Annotated in this window: 19 protein-coding genes; 8 read left to right on the forward strand and 11 right to left on the reverse strand. The window is 70.8% G+C overall.

Annotation, left to right across the window (positions count from 1 at the left end; translation table 11 throughout):
- Window positions 1-87 precede the first annotated feature (87 nt).
- The 5 genes from BLQ91_RS15190 to BLQ91_RS15210 are packed head-to-tail and all read left to right on the forward strand — an operon-like array spanning window position 88 to window position 5651.
- Window positions 88-1362, forward strand: coding sequence for a sugar ABC transporter substrate-binding protein (locus BLQ91_RS15190; protein WP_090097472.1), 1275 nt, complete (start codon window positions 88-90; stop codon window positions 1360-1362).
- Between the two features lie 10 nt (window positions 1363-1372).
- Window positions 1373-2371, forward strand: a complete 999-nt coding sequence (locus BLQ91_RS15195) for a carbohydrate ABC transporter permease (RefSeq protein ID WP_090097473.1) — start codon at window positions 1373-1375, stop codon at window positions 2369-2371.
- Complete coding sequence (locus tag BLQ91_RS15200) at window positions 2371-3189, forward strand: carbohydrate ABC transporter permease (protein WP_090097474.1); 819 nt, start codon at window positions 2371-2373, stop codon at window positions 3187-3189. The genes BLQ91_RS15195 and BLQ91_RS15200 overlap by 1 nt, the downstream gene beginning before the upstream one ends.
- Window positions 3190-3192: 3 nt before the next feature.
- Window positions 3193-4611: a glycoside hydrolase family 3 protein gene (locus tag BLQ91_RS15205; protein ID WP_090097475.1), complete on the forward strand. Its 1419-nt coding sequence runs from the start codon at window positions 3193-3195 to the stop codon at window positions 4609-4611.
- The gene (locus BLQ91_RS15210; RefSeq protein WP_090097476.1) at window positions 4608-5651 is read left to right on the forward strand and encodes an SIS domain-containing protein; all 1044 of its coding nucleotides are present in this window, start codon (window positions 4608-4610) and stop codon (window positions 5649-5651) included. The genes BLQ91_RS15205 and BLQ91_RS15210 overlap by 4 nt, the downstream gene beginning before the upstream one ends.
- 134 nt (window positions 5652-5785) lie before the next feature.
- Here BLQ91_RS15210 and nagA read toward each other — a convergent pair whose 3' ends face one another.
- The gene (gene nagA / locus BLQ91_RS15215; RefSeq protein WP_090097477.1) at window positions 5786-6985 is read right to left on the reverse strand and encodes an N-acetylglucosamine-6-phosphate deacetylase; all 1200 of its coding nucleotides are present in this window, start codon (window positions 6983-6985) and stop codon (window positions 5786-5788) included.
- Window positions 6986-7175: 190 nt separating this feature from the next.
- On the opposite strand from nagA, the gene BLQ91_RS15220 reads away from it, so the two are divergent.
- Window positions 7176-7850 carry a FadR/GntR family transcriptional regulator gene (locus BLQ91_RS15220; protein ID WP_090097478.1) on the forward strand — a complete coding sequence of 225 codons (675 nt, stop codon included), beginning with the start codon at window positions 7176-7178 and terminating at the stop codon, window positions 7848-7850.
- Here BLQ91_RS15220 and BLQ91_RS15225 read toward each other — a convergent pair.
- Window positions 7836-8714, reverse strand: coding sequence for a LysR family transcriptional regulator (locus BLQ91_RS15225; protein WP_090097479.1), 879 nt, complete (start codon window positions 8712-8714; stop codon window positions 7836-7838). The genes BLQ91_RS15220 and BLQ91_RS15225 overlap by 15 nt on opposite strands.
- A 71-nt stretch (window positions 8715-8785) precedes the next feature.
- Here BLQ91_RS15225 and dapA point away from each other — a divergent pair, with 71 nt between their 5' ends.
- Window positions 8786-9643, forward strand: a complete 858-nt coding sequence (dapA, locus tag BLQ91_RS15230; RefSeq protein WP_090097480.1) for a 4-hydroxy-tetrahydrodipicolinate synthase — start codon at window positions 8786-8788, stop codon at window positions 9641-9643.
- Here the strand turns inward: dapA and BLQ91_RS15235 are convergent.
- From BLQ91_RS15235 to BLQ91_RS15275, 9 genes are read right to left on the reverse strand one after another with little or no spacing between them, the layout of a single operon-like run.
- Window positions 9640-10470 (reverse strand): amidohydrolase family protein, encoded by an 831-nt coding sequence (locus tag BLQ91_RS15235; protein WP_090097481.1) that lies wholly within the window; start codon window positions 10468-10470, stop codon window positions 9640-9642. The two genes, dapA and BLQ91_RS15235, sit on opposite strands and share 4 nt — an antisense overlap.
- Window positions 10467-11423, reverse strand: coding sequence for an aldo/keto reductase (locus BLQ91_RS15240; protein ID WP_090097482.1), 957 nt, complete (start codon window positions 11421-11423; stop codon window positions 10467-10469). The genes BLQ91_RS15235 and BLQ91_RS15240 overlap by 4 nt, the downstream gene beginning before the upstream one ends.
- Complete coding sequence (locus BLQ91_RS15245; RefSeq protein ID WP_090097483.1) at window positions 11420-11731, reverse strand: L-rhamnose mutarotase; 312 nt, start codon at window positions 11729-11731, stop codon at window positions 11420-11422. The genes BLQ91_RS15240 and BLQ91_RS15245 overlap by 4 nt, the downstream gene beginning before the upstream one ends.
- 4 nt (window positions 11732-11735) lie before the next feature.
- Window positions 11736-12737: an ABC transporter permease gene (locus tag BLQ91_RS15250; protein WP_245733436.1), complete on the reverse strand. Its 1002-nt coding sequence runs from the start codon at window positions 12735-12737 to the stop codon at window positions 11736-11738.
- Window positions 12738-12745: 8 nt separating this feature from the next.
- Window positions 12746-14221, reverse strand: coding sequence for a sugar ABC transporter ATP-binding protein (locus BLQ91_RS15255; protein WP_090097485.1), 1476 nt, complete (start codon window positions 14219-14221; stop codon window positions 12746-12748).
- Window positions 14221-15252, reverse strand: a complete 1032-nt coding sequence (locus tag BLQ91_RS15260; protein ID WP_090097486.1) for a sugar ABC transporter substrate-binding protein — start codon at window positions 15250-15252, stop codon at window positions 14221-14223. The genes BLQ91_RS15255 and BLQ91_RS15260 overlap by 1 nt, the downstream gene beginning before the upstream one ends.
- Complete coding sequence (locus tag BLQ91_RS15265; RefSeq protein WP_090097487.1) at window positions 15249-16019, reverse strand: SDR family NAD(P)-dependent oxidoreductase; 771 nt, start codon at window positions 16017-16019, stop codon at window positions 15249-15251. Before BLQ91_RS15265 ends, BLQ91_RS15260 begins: the two co-directional genes overlap by 4 nt.
- Window positions 16012-17322: an enolase C-terminal domain-like protein gene (locus tag BLQ91_RS15270; protein ID WP_090097756.1), complete on the reverse strand. Its 1311-nt coding sequence runs from the start codon at window positions 17320-17322 to the stop codon at window positions 16012-16014. The genes BLQ91_RS15265 and BLQ91_RS15270 overlap by 8 nt, the downstream gene beginning before the upstream one ends.
- Window positions 17322-18176, reverse strand: a complete 855-nt coding sequence (locus BLQ91_RS15275; protein ID WP_090097488.1) for a fumarylacetoacetate hydrolase family protein — start codon at window positions 18174-18176, stop codon at window positions 17322-17324. Before BLQ91_RS15275 ends, BLQ91_RS15270 begins: the two co-directional genes overlap by 1 nt.
- Before the next feature lie 113 nt (window positions 18177-18289).
- On the opposite strand from BLQ91_RS15275, the gene BLQ91_RS15280 reads away from it, so the two are divergent.
- Entirely contained in the window at window positions 18290-21103 is a 2814-nt protein-coding gene (locus BLQ91_RS15280; RefSeq protein ID WP_090097489.1) for a S8 family peptidase, read from the forward strand.
- Window positions 21104-21150: the final 47 nt, after the last annotated feature.

Consider the following 21150-nt stretch of genomic DNA (forward strand, 5'->3'; position numbering starts at 1 on the left):
CGGTGACGCAGCACACGCTGTTCCGCATTGGTCTACACCACTTGGACGTTCCGGCCGAGGGCCGGGCTCGGTGAAAGGGCGCGAACTGTGAAGGGCTGGAGAGGACTCGCTGCTGGTGCCGCCGCACTGGCAGTGGCCGTGTCGGGATGTGGCACGAGCACGAACAGCGGTGGCGGCGCGGAGACCAAAGAGATCACCGTGTGGCTCATGGACGGCTCCGCGCCGACGACCCTGACCGACGCCTTGAACAAGGAGTTCGAGTCGGCGAACGGCATCAAGGTCAAGTACGAGGTCCAGAAGTGGACCGGCATCCAGGAGAAGCTGACCACCGCGCTGGCCAGCAGCACGCCGCCGGACGTCATCGAACTCGGCAACACCCAGATCGCGGGCTTCGCCGACCAGGGCACGCTGGCCGACCTGACGGCGGACGCCGGTCAGTTCAACAGCGGTGAGTGGCTCGGCGGTCTCAAGGACTCGCTGACGCTGAACGGCAAGCAGTTCGGCGTGCCGTTCTACGCCGCGAACCGCACCGTCATCTACCGCACGGACCTGTTCCAGGCGGCCGGCATCACCACGCCGCCCACCTCCCGTGCCGAGTGGATCGACGCGATCAACAAGCTCAAGGCCGCGAACGCGTCCAACCCGGACTTCCAGGCCCTGTACCTGCCGGGTCAGTCCTGGTACTTCCTGCTCTCGCTGATTTGGGACGAGGGCGGCGACATCGCCAAGCAGGACGCCGGCAAGTGGACGAGCACGCTCGACTCGGCCCAGTCCAAGGCGGGCTTCGAGGCCTACAAGGCGCTCTACGACGCGTCGGCCACCAAGAAGGCCCCGGCGGACACCGACGAGGCGAAGCCGCAGCAGTACGAGGTCTTCCAGACCGGCAACGTCGGCATGATGATCGGTCTCCCGTGGGAGCTCGGCAGCGCCGTCAAGGACAAGCCGGAGCTCAAGGAGAAGACCGCGGCGTTCCCGATCCCGTCCAAGAAGGCCGGCTCGAGCGCTCCCGTGTTCCTCGGCGGCTCGAACCTCGCCATCCCGACGGCCAGCAAGAACGCCGAAGCCGCGAAGAAGTGGCTCGCGCTGCTGTCGTCCAAGAAGTACCAGGACATGCTCGCCGAGGGCGGCGCGGTTCCCGGTACCTCGAAGGACACCTCGAAGCTCGAGACCAACGCGGTCGGCAAGGCGCTCGCCGCCTCCGCCCCGAACGGCAAGGTCACGCCGAGCTCGCCGAAGTGGGGTGCCGTCGAGGCGGGTCAGAACCCGCTGAAGGACGCGCTCACCGCGTACCTCTCCGGCGCGAAGTCGCTGGACCAGGCGACGAAGGACGCGAGCGACGCCATCACCAAGGCCTTGGGCTAGCCCGGCTGAGATGACGGCCGTCAAGACGACCGAAACGGCAGCGCCGGCAGGGGACATCCCTCCGGCGCTGCCGCCTGCCGTGACGGGTGGGGCGCGCGAGCGCCGCCGCCGGGGCAGCGCCTTCGACAGGTCGCTGCCCTACCTGCTGCTGGCTCCCGCACTCATCGCGATCCTCTGGCTGATCGGCTGGCCGGTCATCTCGGTGTTCGTGACGAGCTTCCGCCAGCTCAACCTCGGGGAACTGGTCCGCGGCGAGATCGTGTGGACCGGCTTCGACAACTACGCGACGGTGCTGCGGGACGAGCGCTTCTGGGACGTCTCGCTGCGCACCCTCGTGTTCACCGTCTCCGTCGTCGTGGCCTCGGTGGGCATGGGCCTCGGGATCGCGCTGCTGATGCGCGTGCTCACGCCGTGGGTGCGGGTCGCGCTGCAGATCGCGATGCTCTGCGCCTGGGCGATGCCGATCCTGGCGTCCACCACGGTCTACCAGTGGATGTTCGACCAGAACTACGGCATCCTGAACAAGACGCTGGTGCGGCTGGGCTTCGACTCGTTCGCCGGCTACTCGTGGTTCTCCTCCGGCACTTCGACCCTGTCCGTCGTCGGGCTGCTGATCGTGTGGCAGGCGATCCCCTTCCTCGCCTTCTCGCTCTACGCCGGTCTCGTCGGCATCCCGCGCGACCTCTACGAGGCCGCGGGCATCGACGGCGCGACGGGCTGGCAGACGTTCCGCGCGGTGACGTGGCCGGAGATCAAGTCGCTGCTGATGATGGTGACGTTCCTGTCGACGCTGTGGGACTTCAAGGTCTTCGCGCAGATCTGGGTGTTCCGCGAGGGCGGTCCCAGCGGTGAGAGCACGACGCTGCCGGTGCTGCAGTACCTGGAGGGCATCGCGAAGAGCCACTTCGGCGTCGCGGCCGCGATCTCCGTGCTGATGATGGTCATCCTCGGGCTGATCACGTTCCAGTACCTGCGCAAGCTGCTGCAGACCGAGGAGGGCAAGATCTGATGCTCAAGAAGTCTGCGGCGAACGTCGTGGGCCTCGCGCTCGCGCTGTTCTTCCTCTTCCCGACGTACTGGATGATCACGTCGGCGCTCAAGCCCAAGGGCACGACGATCACGTCGGACTACGACCTGATCCCGTTCTCCGCGACGCTCACGAACTTCGTGACGGCGTGGACGAAGCCCGGCTTCCTGTCCTCGCTCGGCAACAGCCTCCTCGTGACGCTGACCGCGGTGCTCGCCGCGATCGTCGTCGGCATCACGGCGGCGGTCGCCATGTCGCGCTTCGCCTTCCGCGGCCGCAAGAGCTTCGTGCTGCTGATGCTGGTCGCGCAGATGGCGCCGTTCGAGGCGTTGCTGATCCCGATGTTCCTGATGATGCGGGACCTCCAGCTCTACGAACACCTCTCGTCGCTGGTCCTCGTGTACTTCGCGGTGACGCTGCCGTTCTGCGCGTGGACGTTGCGCGGGTTCGTCAACGGCATCCCGATCGAGCTCGAGGAAGCCGCGATGGTCGACGGCTGCGGCCGCTGGGGCGCGTTCCAGAAGGTGACCCTGCCGCTGCTGGGACCGGGCCTCGTCGCGACGTCGGTGTTCGCGTTCATCACGGCGTGGAACGAGTTCCTGTTCGCCAAGGTGCTGATCCGCAGCCAGGACAGCGAGACGCTGCCGGTGTGGCTGTCGGGGTTCCAGACCGCCTTCGGCACGGACTGGGGTGGCGCGATGGCCGCCTCGGCCCTGTTCACCGTGCCCGCACTGGTGTTCTTCCTGATCGTGCAACGCAAGATGGTCGCCGGCGTCACCGCCGGTGCGGTGAAGGGATGACACGTGGATCAGTTGGCCGCTGCCGTTCTGCTGCCCGGTTTTCACGGAACGACCGCCCCCGACTGGCTGCTGCGGCGCGTCGCTGACGGACTCGGCGGCGTTGTGCTCTTCGGGCGCAACGTCGTCGACGACGCCCAGGTGACCGCGCTGTGCGCCGAACTGCGCTCGGCGCGCCCGGACGTGGTGATCGGCATCGACGAGGAGGGCGGCGACGTCACGCGTCTCGACGCGGGCCGCGGCTCCGAGGTCCCCGGCAACCACGCCCTGGGCCAGGCGAACGACCTCGACCTCACCCGCTCGGTGGCCGCGTCGATCGGCGCGCGCCTCGCGAAGTGCGGCATCTCGCTGAACCTCGCCCCGTCCGCCGACCTCGTGCTGACGCTGGACGACCCGATCATCGGCGTCCGCGCGTTCGGCTCGGACCCGGTGCTCGCCGCGCGGCACGTCGCCGCGTGGGTCGAGGGGTTGCAGACCGTGGGCGTCGCCGCCTGCGCCAAGCACTTCCCCGGCCACGGGGCGTCGACGGAGGACTCGCACGAGCAGCTCCCGGTGCTCCCGCGCACCGAGGAGCAGCTCCGCGCCGTCGAGCTGGTGCCGTTCCAGGCGGCGGTGAACGCGGGCGTCCGCTCGATCATGACCGGCCACCTCGTCGTCCCCGAGTGGGGCACGCAGCCGGTGACGCTGAACAAGCACGCGATCGGCCTGCTCCGCACCGAGTTGGGCTTCACCGGCGCGGTGATCACCGACGGCCTGGACATGAAGGCCGTCGGCGGCGACCTCGCCCACGGCGCCGTCCGGGCCTTGGCCGCCGGCGTGGACGCGCTCTGCCTAGGCGGCATCGCCCTCGACGACCAGGACCTCCAGTGGCTGATCGACTCGATCGTCGCCGCGGTGAAGTCCGGCGAGCTGTCCGAGGAACGCCTGGCCCAGGCCGCCCAGCGCTCGCTGGCGCTGGGCCTGCCCCCGTCGACGGTCGACGCCCACGACGCCGAGATCGGCCTCACGGCCGCTCGACGCGCTGTCGAGGTGCGCGGCCGGGTCGATGTCGGAAGCGACCCGGTCGTCGTCGACCTGGTCGTGGACCCGTCGATCGCGGTCGGTGACGTCCCGTGGGGCCTCGGCCCGTACCTGCGGGAGGTCCTCCCGGGCACCGAGGTGATCGCGGCCCGCGACATCTCCGCCGACGAAGTCGCGAAGGCGGCGGGAACCCGCACGATCGTGGTGGTGACGCGAGATGCCCACCGGCACACGAGCGCTCGACAACTGGTAACAAACTTAACTAACCTGCAGCTGGACGTGGTGCACGTCGAAACCGGCGTCCCCGGTCCAGACCTGGGCAGCGCCGCCCGCATCGACACCCACGGCGGTTCTCGGGTGAGCCTCCGAGCCGCGGCCGAGCTGATCCTGAAAGGCACGACATGACCACGCCCCAGCCAGGCCGGCACATGGCGGCGGAGATCGCCGAACAGCCGTCGATCTTCTCGGCCCTGCACTCCGCGCGCTCGACCATCGCCGAGGTGGCCGCGGTGATCCGCGAACGCGCCCCGCGCTTCGTCCTCTTCGCCGCCAGGGGCAGCAGCGACCACGCGGCGATCTACGCGAAGTACCTGACCGAGATCCTGCTCCAGCTCCCGGCAGGCCTGGTCTCCGCCTCGACGACCACCCTCTACGGCGCCGAGCCCGACCTGCGCGACGTGCTGCTCGTGACGGTCTCGCAGTCCGGTGGCTCGCCCGACCTGCTGGAGGTCACCGCCTCCTACCGCAGGCGCGGAGCGCTGACCGTGGCCGTGACCAACACCCCGAACTCCCCGCTGAACGCGGCCGCCGAGCTCTCGGTCGACGTGTCCGCGGGAGTCGAGCACGCGGTCGCCGCCACGAAGACCTACTCGGCGACGTTGCTCGCCCTGTACCTGCTGGTCGACGCGGTGCGCGGCGGCAACGGCGAGGCGGCGGCCCCGCTCGGCGACCTGGCCCAGGTGACGCTGGACCAGTCCGCTCCGACGGTCGACGAGGCCGTCCGCCGCTACCGGTTCGTGGACCGGGTCCTCACCACGGGCCGCGGCTACTCCTACGCCACGGCCCTGGAAGCGTCCCTGAAGCTCGCCGAGACCTCCTACCTGGCGGCGCGCGCGTACAGCGGGGCGGACCTGCTGCACGGCCCGGTCGCCGCCGTCGACGGCGAGACCGCGGTCCTCGCGATCACGTCGCTGGGCAAGGGCGGCGACTCGCTGCGCGACGCGCTCGACGTGGTGCACCAGCGCGGCGCGGACGTGGTGGCGGTCGGCTCGGCCTCGGAGAAGGTCGGCGCGACGCTGTCGATCGCCATCCCGGAGACGGCCGAGGAGGTGGCGCCGGTGCTGGAGATCCTCCCCGTGCAGCGCCTGGCGTACGGCCTCGCGCTGGCGCGTGGCGGTGACCCGGACAGCCCGCGGGGCCTGAACAAGGTCACCCGCACGCTCTGACCCGCACGACGGAAGAGCCCGCCTGGTCCCCCCGGGCGGGCTCTTCGCTCGTCGAGCGAGGGCGAACGTCAGGGCACGACGAAGGGCGCCTCCCCCGTCCTGCACGGGGGAGGCGCCCTTCGTCGCTCGGAGCTCTACCGGCCCGCGGTGGCGTACCCGGCCGCGACCGGCGCGACCGGCACCTCGGCGTCGAACACCACCTGACCGTCGACCCAGACCTTCCTGGGCCGCAGGTCGTCGTCCCACCACACGAGGTCGGCGACGGCACCCGGCGCGAGGCGGCCGAGACCGGACTCGCCGATGACCTCGGCGGGCACGATCGTCGCCGAAGCCAGGGCGTCGGCGACCGGAACGCCCACGGACACGATGTTCCGCACGGCGCGGTCGAGCGTGAGCGCGGAACCCGCGATCGTGCCCTCCGGCGAGCGGGGCACGCCGTCCTCGGTGAGCAGCACGTCCGCACCACCGAGGTGGTAGCGGCCGGGCGGCATCCCCGCGGCGGCGACGGCATCGGTGACCAGCGCGACTCGTGCTCCGGCGGCGTTGAACACGAGACGGCACACGTCGGGGCCGACGTGGGCGAGGTCCGCGATCAGGCCGAGGGTGAAGCGCTCGTCGACCAGAGCCACGCCGGGCACACCGGGTTCGCGGTGCCCCAACGGCCTCTGGGCGTTGAACAGGTGCGTCACCATGCGGGCACCCGCGTCCGCCGCGGCACGCGTCTGCTCACCGGTGGCGTCGGAGTGCCCCACCGCGACGAGCACACCGGCTTCGACGAGCCGGCGAACCGCCTCGAAGCCGCCGGGCTGCTCCGGGGCCATCGTCACCATCCGCAGCGCGCGGCGGATCAGATCGTCGTCGAGCAGGGCCGAGATCTGGTCGGGACCAGGCTCCACCATGAACGACGGGTCGTGCACCCCTGCCCGTTTGGGCGACAGGAAGGGGCCTTCGAGGTGCACGCCCAACGGCCGGGCACCCACTCCGTCCGGCAACGCGGCGGATGCGGCGAGCACGGCACGAGCCTGCCTGAGGACCACGTCGACCGGTGCGGTGATCAACGTGGGCAGGAACCGGGTCACACCGGTGGACGGCAAGGCCTGCGCCACGGCACGCATGCCGGCGGCGTCCACCTCGGCGAAGTCGACGCCCACGGCGCCGTTCACCTGCACGTCGACCAGGCCCGGTGTCAGCAGGCCGTCGGACAGGACCTCCGCGCCGGGTGGTGCTTCACCGGTGGTCACCTCGACGATGCGGCCGTCCCTGATCCGCACCGAGGCAGGACCGACGATCGTGCGACCGAGCAATGCGCGCGGTGCTGCGACAACGGCGTCCAAGATCCCTCCTTGAATGGTCCAGACCATTATGGCGACAACAGGGGTTCCCGTCACGTGTCGTCAAAAGATAACCATCCCACAACACAGTTTGTGAACGAAGCCCGAAACGCCGGGGGTGCCACGAAGTCGACCTTGCGTGGCGCATACTGGTCGCCAGACATCCGAGGTCTACGACGAGTTGAGGGTGCCCGTGGCAGTCACCGACGATGCGATCCTGCGCGTCAAGGAGATGATCGTTTCGGGCGAGCTCAAGCCCGGCGACCGTCTCCCGCGAGAGGCTGACCTGGCAGAACGCCTCGGACTGTCCCGGAACTCGCTGCGCGAGGCCGTGAAGGCACTGTCACTCGTCCGGGTGCTCGACGTCCGCCAGGGCGACGGCACGTACGTCTCGTCGCTCAGGGCCGACGACCTGCTCGGTGCTCTGTCGTTCGTCCTCGACCTCCACCGCGGCGAGGACTCGGTGCTCGAAGTCCTCCAGGTCCGGCGCATCCTGGAGCCCGCGGCGGCCGCGATGGCCGCCCAAAGGGTGGAACCGGACGAGGTCGTCAAGCTCCGCGCGCTCTGCGACGCCGCCGAGAGCGCCAAGTCCGTGGAGGAACTGGTCGAGCACGACCTCGAGTTCCACCGCGCCATCGCCCAGTGCTCCGGCAACGCCTACCTCGCCCAGCTCCTCGACACGCTGGCGGGTCCGACGGTCCGCGTCCGCATCTGGCGCGGCATCACCCAGTCCAACGCCGTCGACCGCACCGTCGCCGAGCACCGCGCCATCGTCGACGCGCTGGCCGCCCACCAGCCCGAGCTCGCCCGCAGCTGGTCCACGGTGCACGTGGCGGGCGTCGAGCAGTGGCTCTCAGACCTGGCGTAGCTGCTCCAGCACGGCCCGCACGGCGGGCTGCCCGTCGGCCCGGTTCCGCACGACGGCGGACACCGTCCGGAACACCTGCTGCTTCAGCGGCCGCAACGCCACGCCGGGCCGCCGCGCCACCGAAGGCACCAGCGCCACCCCGAGCCCGGCCTCGACCAGCCCGCACATGACGCCGAAGTCGTCGCAGTAGGCCTGCGCCCGCGGCACGAACCCGGCGGCGCCGCAGGCCCGCTGGGTCAGCTCGTGGCACGACGCGTCGGTGCGCGGCATGATCCACGGCCGGTCGGCCAGGACGCTCAGGTCCACGGAGTCCTGCTGCACCAGCGGATCGCTCAGCGGCAGCGCCACGTTGACCGGTTCCACGAACAGCTCGTGCGACTCGCAGGACGGCGGCAGGTCGCGCGGCATGATGTTGTACGAGTGGACGACGGCGATGTCGACGTCCCCGCGCCGCAGCGCGGGCAGCGACGCCTCGGGTTCCATCTCGTGCACGAACAGGTCCACATCGGACCCGTGCTCGGACCGCAGCACCTGGATCACCCGCGGGAGCAGGGCGGCCACCGACACGAACGCCCCGATGCGCACCACGCCGGAGACCGACGTCCGCAGCGAGGCCAGGTCCGCCTCGGCGGCCGCCAGCTGGTCCAGGACGAGCTGCGTGTGTGCGGCGAGCACGTGGCCGGCCCGGGTCAGCGCCAGCCGCCGCCCGTCCCGTTCGACCAGCGCGACCCCGGCTTCCCGCTCCAGGGCGGCGAGCTGCTGGGACACGGCGGGGGACGTCACGTGCAGGGCCTCCGCGGCGGCCGTGACCGTCCCGTGGACCGACAACGCGTGGAGCAGTCGAAGCCTTCGCACGTCCAACACAAAGCTCAGCTTAACGTTCCGAGCAGAACTTCTAACTGGAACTTCGCGAAAACTGGAGCCACGCTGGAGTCATGTTCGGACGAGTGCTGGTAGCGATGGTCACCCCGTTCACCCCCGACGGTGACCTGGACCTCAAGGGTGCGCAGGAGCTGGCGGCGCACCTCGTCGACAAGGGCGGCGCGGACGGTCTGGTCGTCAACGGCACGACCGGTGAGGCGCCCACGACCACCGACGCCGAGAAGGCTCAGGTCGTCAAGGCCGTGAAGGAGGCCGTCGGCGACCGCACGCAGGTCCTCGCGGGCGTCGGCACCAACTCCACGCGCCACACGGTCGAGCTCGCCCGCCAGGCCGAGGACAACGGCGCCGACGGCCTGCTGGTCGTGACGCCGTACTACAGCAAGCCCACGCAGGAGGGCGTCGAGAACCACTTCAGGCAGGTGGCGAACGCGTCAGGCCTCCCGGCGCTGCTCTACGACATCCCCGGCCGCACGGGCACCGCGATCGACACCGAGACGCTGCTCCGGCTCGCCGAGCACCCGCGGATCGTCGGCGTGAAGGACTGCAAGGTCGACCTGCTCGCGACCGCCCGCGTGATCGCCGAGACCGGCCTCGACTACTACTCGGGCAACGACGAGCTGATCCTGCCGCTCTACTCGATCGGCGGCGTCGGCACGGTCAGCACCGTCGGCCACGTCGTCGGCAACGAGATCAAGGCGATGCTCGACGCCTACGACGAGGGCGACAACAAGGAAGCCCTGCGCCGCCACCAGGCGCTGCTGCCGGTGATCACGGCGATCATGACCCGCGAGCCCGGCGCCGTCGCCGTCAAGGCGGCACTCACCCTGCTCGGCCTGCCGTCCGGCCCGGTCCGCGAGCCGCTGGTGGGCGCCACGCCGCAGCTGATCAACGAGCTGAAGGCCCTCTTCTAAAGGGAGTACACCCGGCGAGCGGTGCTCGAGAAGATCGCGTCCTGCTCGCCGGCGGACAGCTCCGACACCAGTTCCCGCGCAGCACCGAGCCACTCGTCGTAGGTGGCGGCCAGCAGGCACACGGGCCAGTCGGAGCCGAACATCAGCCTCTCCGGTCCGAACGCGTCGAGCACGACCTCGAAGTGCGGCCGCAGGTCGGCGACGCTCCACGACCTCCAGTCCGCCTCGGTGACCAGGCCGGACAGCTTGCACGTCACGTTCTCGTGCGCCGCCATCGACCGGATCAGCTCGGCCCACTCCCCCGGGTCCGAGCCGATCGCGGGCTTCGAGCAGTGGTCCACGACGAACGGCACGCTGGGGAGCGCCGCCACGGTGCGGCGCGCGGCCGGCAGCTGGTGCGGCAACGTCAGCAGCTCGTAGACCAGCCCGTGCGCCCCGACGTGGCGCAGGCCGTTCCGGACGTCCCCGCGGCACAACCACTCCGGGTCGGGCTCGCTCTGCACCTGGTGCCGGATCCCGCGCAGCCACGAGCCGTCCGGCCCGCCGGCCAGCTCCGCCAGGGCGTCACCGACGGCGGGCGAGGTCAGGTCGGTCCACCCCACCACCGCGCCGACGACGTCCGAGGACGCCGCCACGGCCAGGAACTCCGGCGTCTCCTCCGGCACGCACACCGTCTGCACCAGCACGGAGGCGGAGACCTCCGGCGCGGCCGCGAGGAAGTCCGGTTCCAGGAACGACCGCCGGATCGCGCCCATCGGCGGATCGGTGATCCAGTCCTGGTCGCGGGCGGACAGGTCCCACAGGTGGTGGTGCGCGTCGACGATCACGGCGTCGGAACCTCCTCGCCCAGCAGCCCCGACGACTTCAGCTCGTCCCAGAGCCCGGCCGGGATCGACGCCGAGAAGCGGGCGGCGTTCGACGTCATCTGCGCGGCCGTCCGCGACCCGATCACGACCGACACGACGGCCGGGTGCCCGAGGGCGAACTGGATCGCCACCTCCGGCAACGTCACCCCGTGCCGGTCGCAGACCGAGGCGATCGCCCGGGCCCGTGCCACCAGCTCGGGCGGCGCGTCCTCGTAGTCGTACTTCGCGTCCGGCGGCACGACCGGCTTCGACAGCAGCCCGGAGTTGAAGACACCGCAGGCCACGACCGACACGCCGCGCTCGGCGCACGCGGGCAGGAACGACGGCAGCGCGGGCTGTTCGAGCAGCGTGTACCGCCCGGCCAGCATCACCACGTCGACGTCGGTCTCGCGGACGAACCGCTCCGGCATCTCCCACTGGTTCATGCCGACGCCGATCGCGCGCACGACGCCCTGCGACCGCAGCTCTTCCAGGGCCGGGTACGCCTGCGAGAGGGCCTCGTCCCAGTGCTCGTCGGGGTCGTGGATGTAGACGACCTCCACCCGGTCCGTCCCGAGACGCTCCAAAGAGGACTCGATGGACCTGCGGACGCCGTCGGCGGAGTAGTCCCGCACGCGGCGGAAGTTCCGCGGCACCGCGAAACCCTCGTCGTCGGAGCCCTCGCCGTCGAACGGCTCCAGCAACCGGCCGACCTTCGTGGAGATCACGTACTCGTCGCGCGGGCGACCGGCCAGGGCGACGCCGAGCCGGCGCTCCGACAGCCCGAGCCCGTAGTGCGGCGCGGTGTCGAAGTACCGGACGCCGGATTGCCACGCCGCCTCGACCGCGCCGAAGGCGTCCTCGTCGGAGACCTCGCGGTACAGGTTGCCGATCGGCGCGCCGCCGAAGCCCAGACGGGAGACAGCGATCTTCACGGCAGCTCCCAGACGAGTCGCACAGCGGGTTCGGCGCCGGAGTAATCGTCGGGGACCTCCAGCAGTTCGGCCATCCGAGCCTGCCACGGAACGTTCGCCGGGTGCTCGGCCAGACAGGCCCTCATGGCGCGGTAGTCGTCGACCTCGACGAGGTGGAACAGGTCGCGGCCGGACCGCCAGATCCGCCACGAGTGCACGCCGGCCTCGCGCAACGCCCCGTCCAGCTCGGCCGGGATCGTCGCGTGGACCCGGTCGTAGTCGGCTTCGCGGCCCTCGCGGAGCCGGGTGTGCAGAGCAACGGTCTCCACGGGCTCACTCCTGCTTCTGGCCGGTCGCGAACCGCGTCACGATCAGCGCGAGGATGATCACCGCACCGTACGAGGCCTTGATGTAGAAGCCGGACACGCCCTGCAACCGCAGGATCTGCTCCACGAGCCCCAGCATCAGGACACCGGACAGCGCGCCGAACAGCGTGCCCTTGCCGCCCTGCAGCGAGATGCCGCCGATCACCGCGGCCGCGAAGACCTGGAAGATCATGCCCTCGCCCTGCGTCGCGGCGACGGACCCGAGCCGCCCGGTCATCAGGATGCCCGCGACCACCGCCAGCACCGAGCCGATGACCAGCACGGTCCACACCACCCGGTCGACCCGGATGCCCGCGGCCCGCGCGGCCTCGGAGTTGCCGCCGATCGCGTACAACGACCGCCCGGCCCGCAGGTACTTCAGCACGAAGATGCCCACGGCGTAGCAGACGACGCAGATCCACACCGCCGCCGGCAGCCCGAGCCACGTCGCGGAACCCAGGTACAGGAACGACTCCGGCACGTCGATCAGCGACTTGCCCTCGGTGATCGCGAGCTGCAGGCCGCGCAGCATCGTCAGCATGCCCAGCGTCACCATGAACCCGGACAGGCCGACCTTGAGGATCAGGAACCCGTTGAGGCCACCGATCGCCACGCCGATCAGGAGGCACAGCGGCAACGCGAGCCACGCCGCGAGCCCGACGTCCAGCCCACCGGAGGACGCGGGGATGATCAGGGCGACCGCCAGCGCGGGCGCGAGACCGACCGTCGACTCGAGCGACAGGTCCATCTTGCCGACGACGAGGATCATCGCCTGGCCCAGCACCAGCAGCGACAGCTCGCTCTGCTGGGTCAGCACGGCGACCAGGTTCGCGGGCGTCAGGAAGATCGGCGACAGGACCGCCCCGACGACCAGCAGCAGGACGATCACCGGGACCAGCGCGAGGTCCTGGTAGCGCGCCAGCCGGAACTTCTGCTTCCCGGGCGCGGGCGCCGCGACCGGCTCAGTCATGGCCTTGGTCATTCCGAGCTCATCCCTTCGATGGCCGCGATGAGTTCCTGGTCGTGCCAGCCCCGGCCGAACTCCCGCACGACCCGGCCGTGGAACAGCACCAGCACGCGGTCGCAGACCCGCAGGTCGTCGAGCTCGTCGGAGACCACGACGGCGGCCTTGCCGCGACGCGCCTGCGCGTCGACGACCCCGAGCAGCGACTCCTTGGACTTCACGTCGACCCCCGCGGTCGGGTTGATCAGCACCAGCACGGACGGGTCGCCGGCGAGAGCACGCGCCATCACGACCTTCTGCTGGTTGCCGCCGGACAGGTCGGACACCGGCTGGTCGGGTCCGGCGGCCTTGACGTCGTACGACGCGATCGCGGTGCTGCCCGCGGCGCGCTGCGCCGACGGCCACACGAACGTCCCGGCCGTGCTCATGGTCGCGTTCTCGGCGATCGACAGGTCCAGCACGAGCCCCTGGTGGTGCCGATCCCGCGGCACGCAGCCGATCCCGGCCTCCAACGCCGCCGGAACGTCACCGCCGCGCACCGGCGCGCCGTCCACCGAGATCGACCCGGCCGACGGCTTGCGCAGCCCGTAGACCGTCTCGGCGAACTCGTGCTTCCCCGACGACGCGCTGCCCGCGAGCCCGATGACCTCGCCCCGCGTCGCCGTCAGCGAGATGTCCGAGAAGTGGTCGCCGCTCAACGACGACACGGTCAGCACCTCCTCCGCCGAGGACGGCCTGTCGTCCCCGCTCGGCACGGTGAGACCGCCCACCTCACCGGTCATCGCCTCGATCAGGTCGGGCTTCGACATCTGCGAGACCGGTGCGGTGACGACGTGCCGCGCGTCGCGGTAGACCGTCACCGTCTGGCAGACCTCGTAGACCTCCTGCAGGTGGTGGGAGATGAACAGGAACGTCACCCCCTTGTCCTGCAACGACCTCATCCGGTCGAAGAGCCGCTCGATCGCCGGGCCGTCGAGCTGCGCGGTCGGTTCGTCGAGGATCACGAACCGCGAGCCGATCGACAGCGCCCGTGCGATCTCGACGAGCTGGCGCTGCTCGACGGTCAGCGCGGACACCAGCTCGTCCGGGTGCACCGCCACGTCGTAGGTCTCGAGCAGCTCGCAAGCCCGGCGCCGCAGCTTCTTCCACCGGATCAGACCGCCGCCGAGGTCCTGCCGGTTGATGAACAGGTTCTCGGCGACGGACAGCTCCGGCACGACCGTCGCCTTCTGGTAGACGCAGGCGACGTGCCGGCGCCACGCCGCGCTGTCGGCGACGGGCGGCGCCGGTTCGCCGAAGAAGGCGACCTCGCCCGCGTCCGGCGCCCGCATGCCGGTCAGGATCGAGACCAGCGTCGACTTGCCCGCGCCGTTGCGGCCGACGAGCGCGTGCGACTCACCGGCGCGGACCTCGATGCCCACGTCGTCCAGCGCGAGCGTGCGCCCGAACCTCTTCGTGACGCCGCGCGCGACAGCCGCGAACTCGCCCATCAGATCTGGTTCCCCCAGAACGCCTTGTCGTCGACGTTCTCCTTGGTGATCAGCGGCGCGGGCAGCTGGTCCTCCAGGCGTCCGCCGCCGACGTCGACGATCGTGGAGTCGTGGTCGGTCTTGCCGGGCTGGAACGTCTTGCCCTCGACAGCGGCCTTCGCGTAGAAGAGCGCCCACTGCGCGTAGAGGTCGGCCGGCTGCGAGACGGTCGCGTCGATCTCGCCCTTGCGGATGGCTTCGAGCTCCGACGGGATGCCGTCGTTGGAGACGATGAAGATGTGCTTCGGGTCGGTCGGCGGCACGATCAGGTTCTTCTGCCGCAGCACCTGCAGCGTCGGCGTGAGGAAGGCGCCGCCCGCCTGCATGTAGATGCCGCCGATGTCCGGGTGCTGGTTCAGCCTGGTCTGCAGGGCGGCGGCCGCCTTCGCGCCCTCCCAGTCGGTCGGCTCCTCGAACACCGTGATGCCGGGGTAGTTCTGCTTCATGCACGCCGCGAACGCCTCGGACCGGTCGCGCCCGTTGACCGACGCGAGCGCGCCCTGGAACTCGACGACCTTGCCCTTGCCGCCCAGCTTGTCGCCGAGGAACTTGCAGGCCTTCTCGCCGTACGCCTTGTTGTCCGCGCGCACGACCATGTAGGTCTTGCCCTTGTCCGGACGGGTGTCGACGGTGACGACGGGGATGTTCGCCTTCTCCAGCCGGTCCAGGGTGGACGCGATCGCGCCGGTGTCCTGCGGGGCCATGATGATCGCCTTGGCGCCCTGCGACTGCAGCGACTGGGCGTTCGCGACCAGGTTCTCGACCTTGTTCTGCGAGTTGGTCGGGTTCAGCAGGCCGACCCCGAGCTCCTTGGCCTTCTCGGGGAAGTACTTGATGTAGGAGTTCCAGAAGTCGGTGTCGGCGCGCGGGTGGTCGGCGCCGATCGGGCCGACGCCACCGGCGCCGGTACTCGCTGCTCCACCGCAGGCGGAGAGCGTGAGGGCACCGGCGAGGGCGAGGCACACCGCGGCGGTGAGGTTGCGACGCTTCATCGTTGAGTTGCCTTTCCTGACTGCGGGGGACGCAAGCGCAAGCCGTGCATACCGCCGTCGACGGCGAGGACCGTGCCGGCGGTGGATCCCGAAAGCGGGCTCGCCAGGTAGGCGATGGCTCCCGCGACCTCGTCGGCGGAGACGAGCCGGCCGTGCGGCTGGCGTGCCTCCAACGCGGCTCGTTCGGCGGCCGGGTCCGGCGCCGAGTCGAGCAGGCGGCCCACCCACGGGGTGTCCGCCGTGCCGGGGGCGACCGCGTTGACGCGGATGCCTTCGCGCACGTGGTCGGCGGCCATCGCGAGGGTCAGCGCGTACACCGCGCCCTTGCTGGCCGAGTAGAGGGCGCGGTTCGGCAACCCCGCCCAGGCTGCGATGGAGCAGGTGTTGACGATCGCCGCGGCCGGCGAGTTCCGCAGGTGCGGCAGGGCGGCCCGCGAGACGCGGACCATGCCCAGGACGTTGACGTCCATGACTTCGTGCCACTGGTCGTCGTCGTTGGCCGTGACGTCGCCCTGGGCACCGATGCCCGCGTTGTTCACGACGATGTCGAGGCGTCCGAACCGCTCGACGACCTCGGCGATCGCGGCCTTGACGCTGTCGTCGTCGGACACGTCCGCGCGGATGCCGGCGAGCGGGTCCGGCACGTCCGGGTTCAGGTCCAGCGCCGCGACCGTCGCTCCCCTGCCGCTCAGCAGGGTCGCGGTGGCCAGGCCGATGCCCGACGCCCCGCCCGTGACGACGGCGACGAGCCCCTCGAAGTCAGTCACCCTCACCCTCCAGCTCCGTCCACACAGGACCACCGGGGTAGACGTAGTCGGCCAGGGTCGCGTCCTTGAGCTGGGCGGAGAAACCCGGCTCGGCGGGCGCGAGGTAGCGGCCGCGTTCGACGACGGCCGGGTCGAGGAAGTGCTCGTGCAGGTGGTCGACCCACTCGATCACGCGTTCGCCGATCTCGCCGGAGATCGCGACGTAGTCGAAGAACGACAGGTGCCTGACCAGCTCGCACAGGCCGACACCACCGGCGTGCGGGCACACCGGGACGCCGAACTTCTTGGCCAGCAGGAGGATCGCGATGTTCTCGTTCACGCCCGCGACCCGGCACGCGTCGAGCTGCAGCACGTCGATCGCGCCGGCCTGCAGCAGCTGCTTGAACACCACGCGGTTCTGCACGTGCTCGCCGGTCGCGACCCGGATGGGGGCCAGCGCGTCGGCGATCGCGCGGTGGGCCAGCACGTCGTCCGGCGAGGTGGGCTCCTCGATCCAGTACGGGTCGTACGGCGCCAGTTCGCGCATCCAGCGGACCGCCGTGCCGACGTCCCAGCGCTGGTTCGCGTCGACCGCCACGCGGATGTCGTCGCCGACCACCTCGCGGGCGAGCTTCATCCGGCGCACGTCGTCGTCGAGGCTGCCGCCGACCTTGAGCTTGATCATGTCGAAGCCGTCGGTGAGCGCCTGCCGCGCGAGGCCCGCGAGCTTCTCGTCGGAGTAGCCGAGCCAGCCCGGTGACGTCGTGTAGGCCGGGTAGCCGTCGCGGGCGATCGCGTCGGCCCGTCCTGCCTTGCCCTCCTCGGCCTCGCGCAGGATCCGCAGCGCCTCCTCCGGCGTCAACGCGTCGCTGAGGTAGCGGAAGTCGACGAGGCCGACGACCTCCTCGGGCGTCATCCGGGCGAGGAACCGCCAGACCGGCAGCCCGGCGCGACGGGCCGCGAGGTCCCAGGCCGCGTTGACGACCGCGCCGATCGCCATGTGCGCAACGCCCTTCTCGGGGCCGAGCCAGCGCAGCTGCGAGTCGCCGATGAGCTCGAAGTACAGCTCCGCCAGCGCTGTCGCGTTCTCCGGCACGTCCTTGCCGACGACGTGCGGCGACAACGCCTTGATGGCGGCGGCCTGCACGTCGTTGCCGCGGCCGATGGTGAACGCGAGTCCGTGGCCCTCGGGTCCGTCGTCGGTCCGCAGCACGACGTAGGCGGCCGAGTAGTCCGGGTCCGGGTTCATGGCGTCGGAGCCGTCGAGCTCGCGGGAGGTCGGGAACCGGATGTCCAGGACGTCCAGCGCGGTGATCTTCGGCATCACGCCTGCCCGAGGGTCTGGCGTTGCTTGCCGAGGCCTTCGATCTCGAGCTCGACGACATCGCCCGCGCGCAGGTACGGCTTGGGCTCCGGCTGGCCGAGCGCCACTCCGGCGGGTGTACCCGTGTTGATGACGTCACCCGGACGAAGGACAAGGAACTGGCTGAGGTAGCGCACGACCTCCGCGATGGGGAAGATCATGTTCTTGGTGGACGAGTTTTGCCGGATCTCGCCGTTCACCCAGAGCCGCATCTCGAGGTTCTGCGGGTCGGCGATCTCGTCGGCGGGCACGAGGAAGGGGCCGAGAGGGTTGAACGTCTCGCAGTTCTTGCCCTTGTCCCACGTGCCGCCCCGCTCGATCTGGAACTCCCGCTCGGAGACGTCGTGCGACAGCACGTACCCGCCGACGCACGCCAGAGCGTCCTCTTCGGACTCCAGGTAGCGGGCGGTGCGCCCGATGACGACGCCGAGCTCGACCTCCCAGTCGGTCTTCACGGACCGGCGCGGGACGAGCACCTCGTCGTACGGGCCGACGACCGTGTCCGGCGCCTTGAGGAACACCACCGGCTCACCGGGGATGTCGGCGCCGGTCTCCTCCGCGTGGTCGCGGTAGTTGAGACCGATGCAGATGATCTTGCCGGGGTGCGCGAGCGGTGGCCCGACCCGGACGCCGCCGGTGTCCAGCACCTCCAGCTCACCGGCCTCGAGCGCGGCGCGCACGCGGTGCACGCCGTCGTTCGCGAGGAACGCCCCGTCGACGTCCGGGGTGATCGGCAGGAGGTCGTACGTGATCTCGTCGTCGGTCCTCACAGCAGGCCGTTCATCACCGACCGGTCCCAGGCGCAAGAACTGCACGGCCGCTCCTCCTCTGCTCCCACACCGCACTGATACATCGGATGTATAGCCCTGCGGAGGTGGGTTCGTCTAGGTCCCGAGGTGAAGTCGTCCGATGACTAGGAAGGTTGATCATGAACCTGGTGGCTGCGGCACTCCTGGTGGGCACCCTGCTCACACCGCCTGCCCCACCTGAACCCGTCACCGTCTTCGTGGAGCTGACCTCGACCGCGGCGGTCGACACCGGCACCGCTCCGCAGGCCCGGTCAGCGCGGAGCACGACCTCGGAGCACGTGTCCCGGGTCGTCTCCCGGTCCGGTGGCCGCGAGGTCGCCCGAACGACCAACGCGGTGCCCGGCGTCGTGTTGGCGGCCGACAGGTCCCGCCTGGCCGCCCTGTCGCGCATGCCCGAGGTGCGGGCGGTGCACCGGATGGTCCCCAAGCAGCTCACCAACTCGCACGCCGTCCGGCTCACCCGGACGTCCGAGGTGTGGAAGTCGCTCGGGCGGCTCGGCGACGGCGTGCGGATCGGCGTGGTCGACACCGGCATCGACTACCGGCACGCGGACTTCGGCGGCGGCACGTTCCCGAACGCCAAGGTCGTCGGCGGTTACGACTTCGCGGGCGACGCCTACACCGGCAAGCCCGGCGTCCTCCCCGAGCCGGACGCCGACCCGGTCGACTGCAACGGCCACGGCACGCACGTCGCCGGCACCGCGGCCGGGTACGGGGTCAACGCCGACGGCACCACCTACGGCGGTCCGTACTCCTCGATCGACCTCGACTCGCTCAAGATCGGACCGGGTACCGCACCGCGTGCGCTGCTCTACGCGCTCAAGGTGTTCGGCTGCAAGGGCGGCACGAACCTCACCGCGAAAGCCCTCGACTGGGCGCTCGACCCCAACGGCGACGGCGACTTCTCGGACAAGCTCGACGTCGTGAACCTGTCGCTGGGCAGCGACTTCGGCGCGGCCGACGACCCGGACTCGCTGTTCGTGCGCAAGCTCGTGCAGCACGGCGTCGTCGTGGTCGCGGCGGCCGGCAACGGCGGCGACTTCTACGACGTGGCCGGATCGCCCGCCAACACCCCCGAAGCTATCTCCGTGGCGAACAGCCGCGACTCGTTCTCGATGCTGGACGGGCTGGAGGTCGGCGGGAAGCGGCTGCCGGGCCAGTACAGCCAGAACCTCAAGGGCGAGTTCGACCTCACCGCGCCCGTCGTGCGGCTCGCGTCCAACGTGGACGGCTGCCAGCCGATCCCCGAGCCGCTGAACGGCAAGGTCGTCTGGCTGGAGTGGGACGACAGCGACGCCACCCGCGCGTGCGGTACCGGCGCGCGCACGGACAACGCCTGGAAGGCCGGTGCCGCCGGGGTGCTGCTGCCGACGTCCCTGCCGGTGTTCGCCGCCGCGATCGCCGGCAACGCGCACATCCCCGCGTTCCAGATGACGGCCGCGGCGTCCCGCGAGCTGCGCCCCGCGCTGGAGGCCGGGACGCTCACGGCGCACCTGACCTCGGAGATGAAGGTCGCGGTGCCATTCGTGGAGCCGTCGATCGAGGACACGATCACGCCGTCGTCGTCGCGGTCCCGTTCGTCGATCGCGGTGGCCGCACCCGGCGACACGGTCTTCTCCGCCGCCTCCGGCACCGCCTCGGACGGCGTGTCGATGGGCGGCACGTCGATGGCGGCGCCGCACGTCGCCGGGATCGCCGCGCTGCTGCGCGAGGCCCGTCCCGAGTGGACGGTCGAGGAGGTCAAGGCCGCGCTGGTGAACACGGCCTCCGGCGTCGTGCGGTCGGCTTCGGGCGTGCGGGAGGCACCGATGCGCGTCGGCGCCGGCCGGGTCGACGGCCCGGCCGCCCTCTCCACCGACGTCCTGGCCCTGGGCGACGCGTCGTTCGGCACGGTCGAGGTCGGTGACCAGGTGGTAACCAGCCGGACGATCCGTCTGGTCAACAAGAGTTCGCGGCTCGTGACGCTGAAGCCCCGCTACGAGCCGATCACCACGGTCCCCGGGGTGTCGTTCCAGGTCGGGCCGCCCCTCGTCGTGCTGCCACCGGGCGGGTCGGCCCCGGTGCCCGTGCAGCTGCGGATCTCGGGCCCCGCCGCGTTGCGCAAGACGCCCGACCCCACGGTGTCGCTGGAGGAGGGCCGCCAGTTCCTCGCGGAGGCGTCGGGCCTGCTGACGTTCACGGGCGACCGCACGCTGCGGGTCCCCGTCCACGCGGCGCCGAAGCCGGTCTCGCGGCTCACCGTGTCGGGCTCCCGCGTCACCGGCCGCGGCCTCGACCAGGAGGACTACCGCTCGCGCATGACCGTGCTGGAGCTGGGCGCGCGGTCGGACCCGCTGCCCGACTGCGGCCCCGACGTCCGATCCGACTGCGCCGTGAACCGCACGGCACGCGGCGGCGACCTGCGGTACGTCGGCGCGACGGCGACCGACTCGCTGCTGGCGTTCGGGGTCGCGACCTGGAGCACGTGGGCGAACCTCGGCGGCAACACCCGGCCCGAGGTGCGGTTCTCGGTGGGCGGCCAGAAGTTCGTGACCACCGCCGTGAAGCGGGCCAAGGGCGGCGACGTGAGCGCCGACGTCTGGCTCGCGCGGACGAAGGCCGAGGACTCGGACGAGGTGGTGGACGAGCAGCCGCTGAACGGCTTCGACGGGACGACGGACACCAACCTGTTCGACAGCGACGTCGTCGTCCTGCCGGTCGCGCGCTCGGCTCTGCCGGCCGGTCCCGTCACCTACACCGCCGGAGTGCTCAGCCGGTACACCGCACCGGACGATCCGGACGATCTGGTCGACGTCGCCCAGACGGCCGTGTTCGACTACGGCACGACCGTCCCGTCACTGTCCACAGTGGTTCGGCCGGGTGATCCGGTTCCTCCCGGTTCGCTGGTGTTCTTCCACCACAACGCGACGGGTGACCGTGCCCTGACACGGTGACACCCGGTTGGGCGTGCCTCCGGCGAGCGTCTCTCGGCATACTCGGT

Source organism: Lentzea jiangxiensis (assembly GCF_900104175.1).
GTDB classification, from domain to species: Bacteria; Actinomycetota; Actinomycetes; order Mycobacteriales; family Pseudonocardiaceae; genus Lentzea; species Lentzea jiangxiensis.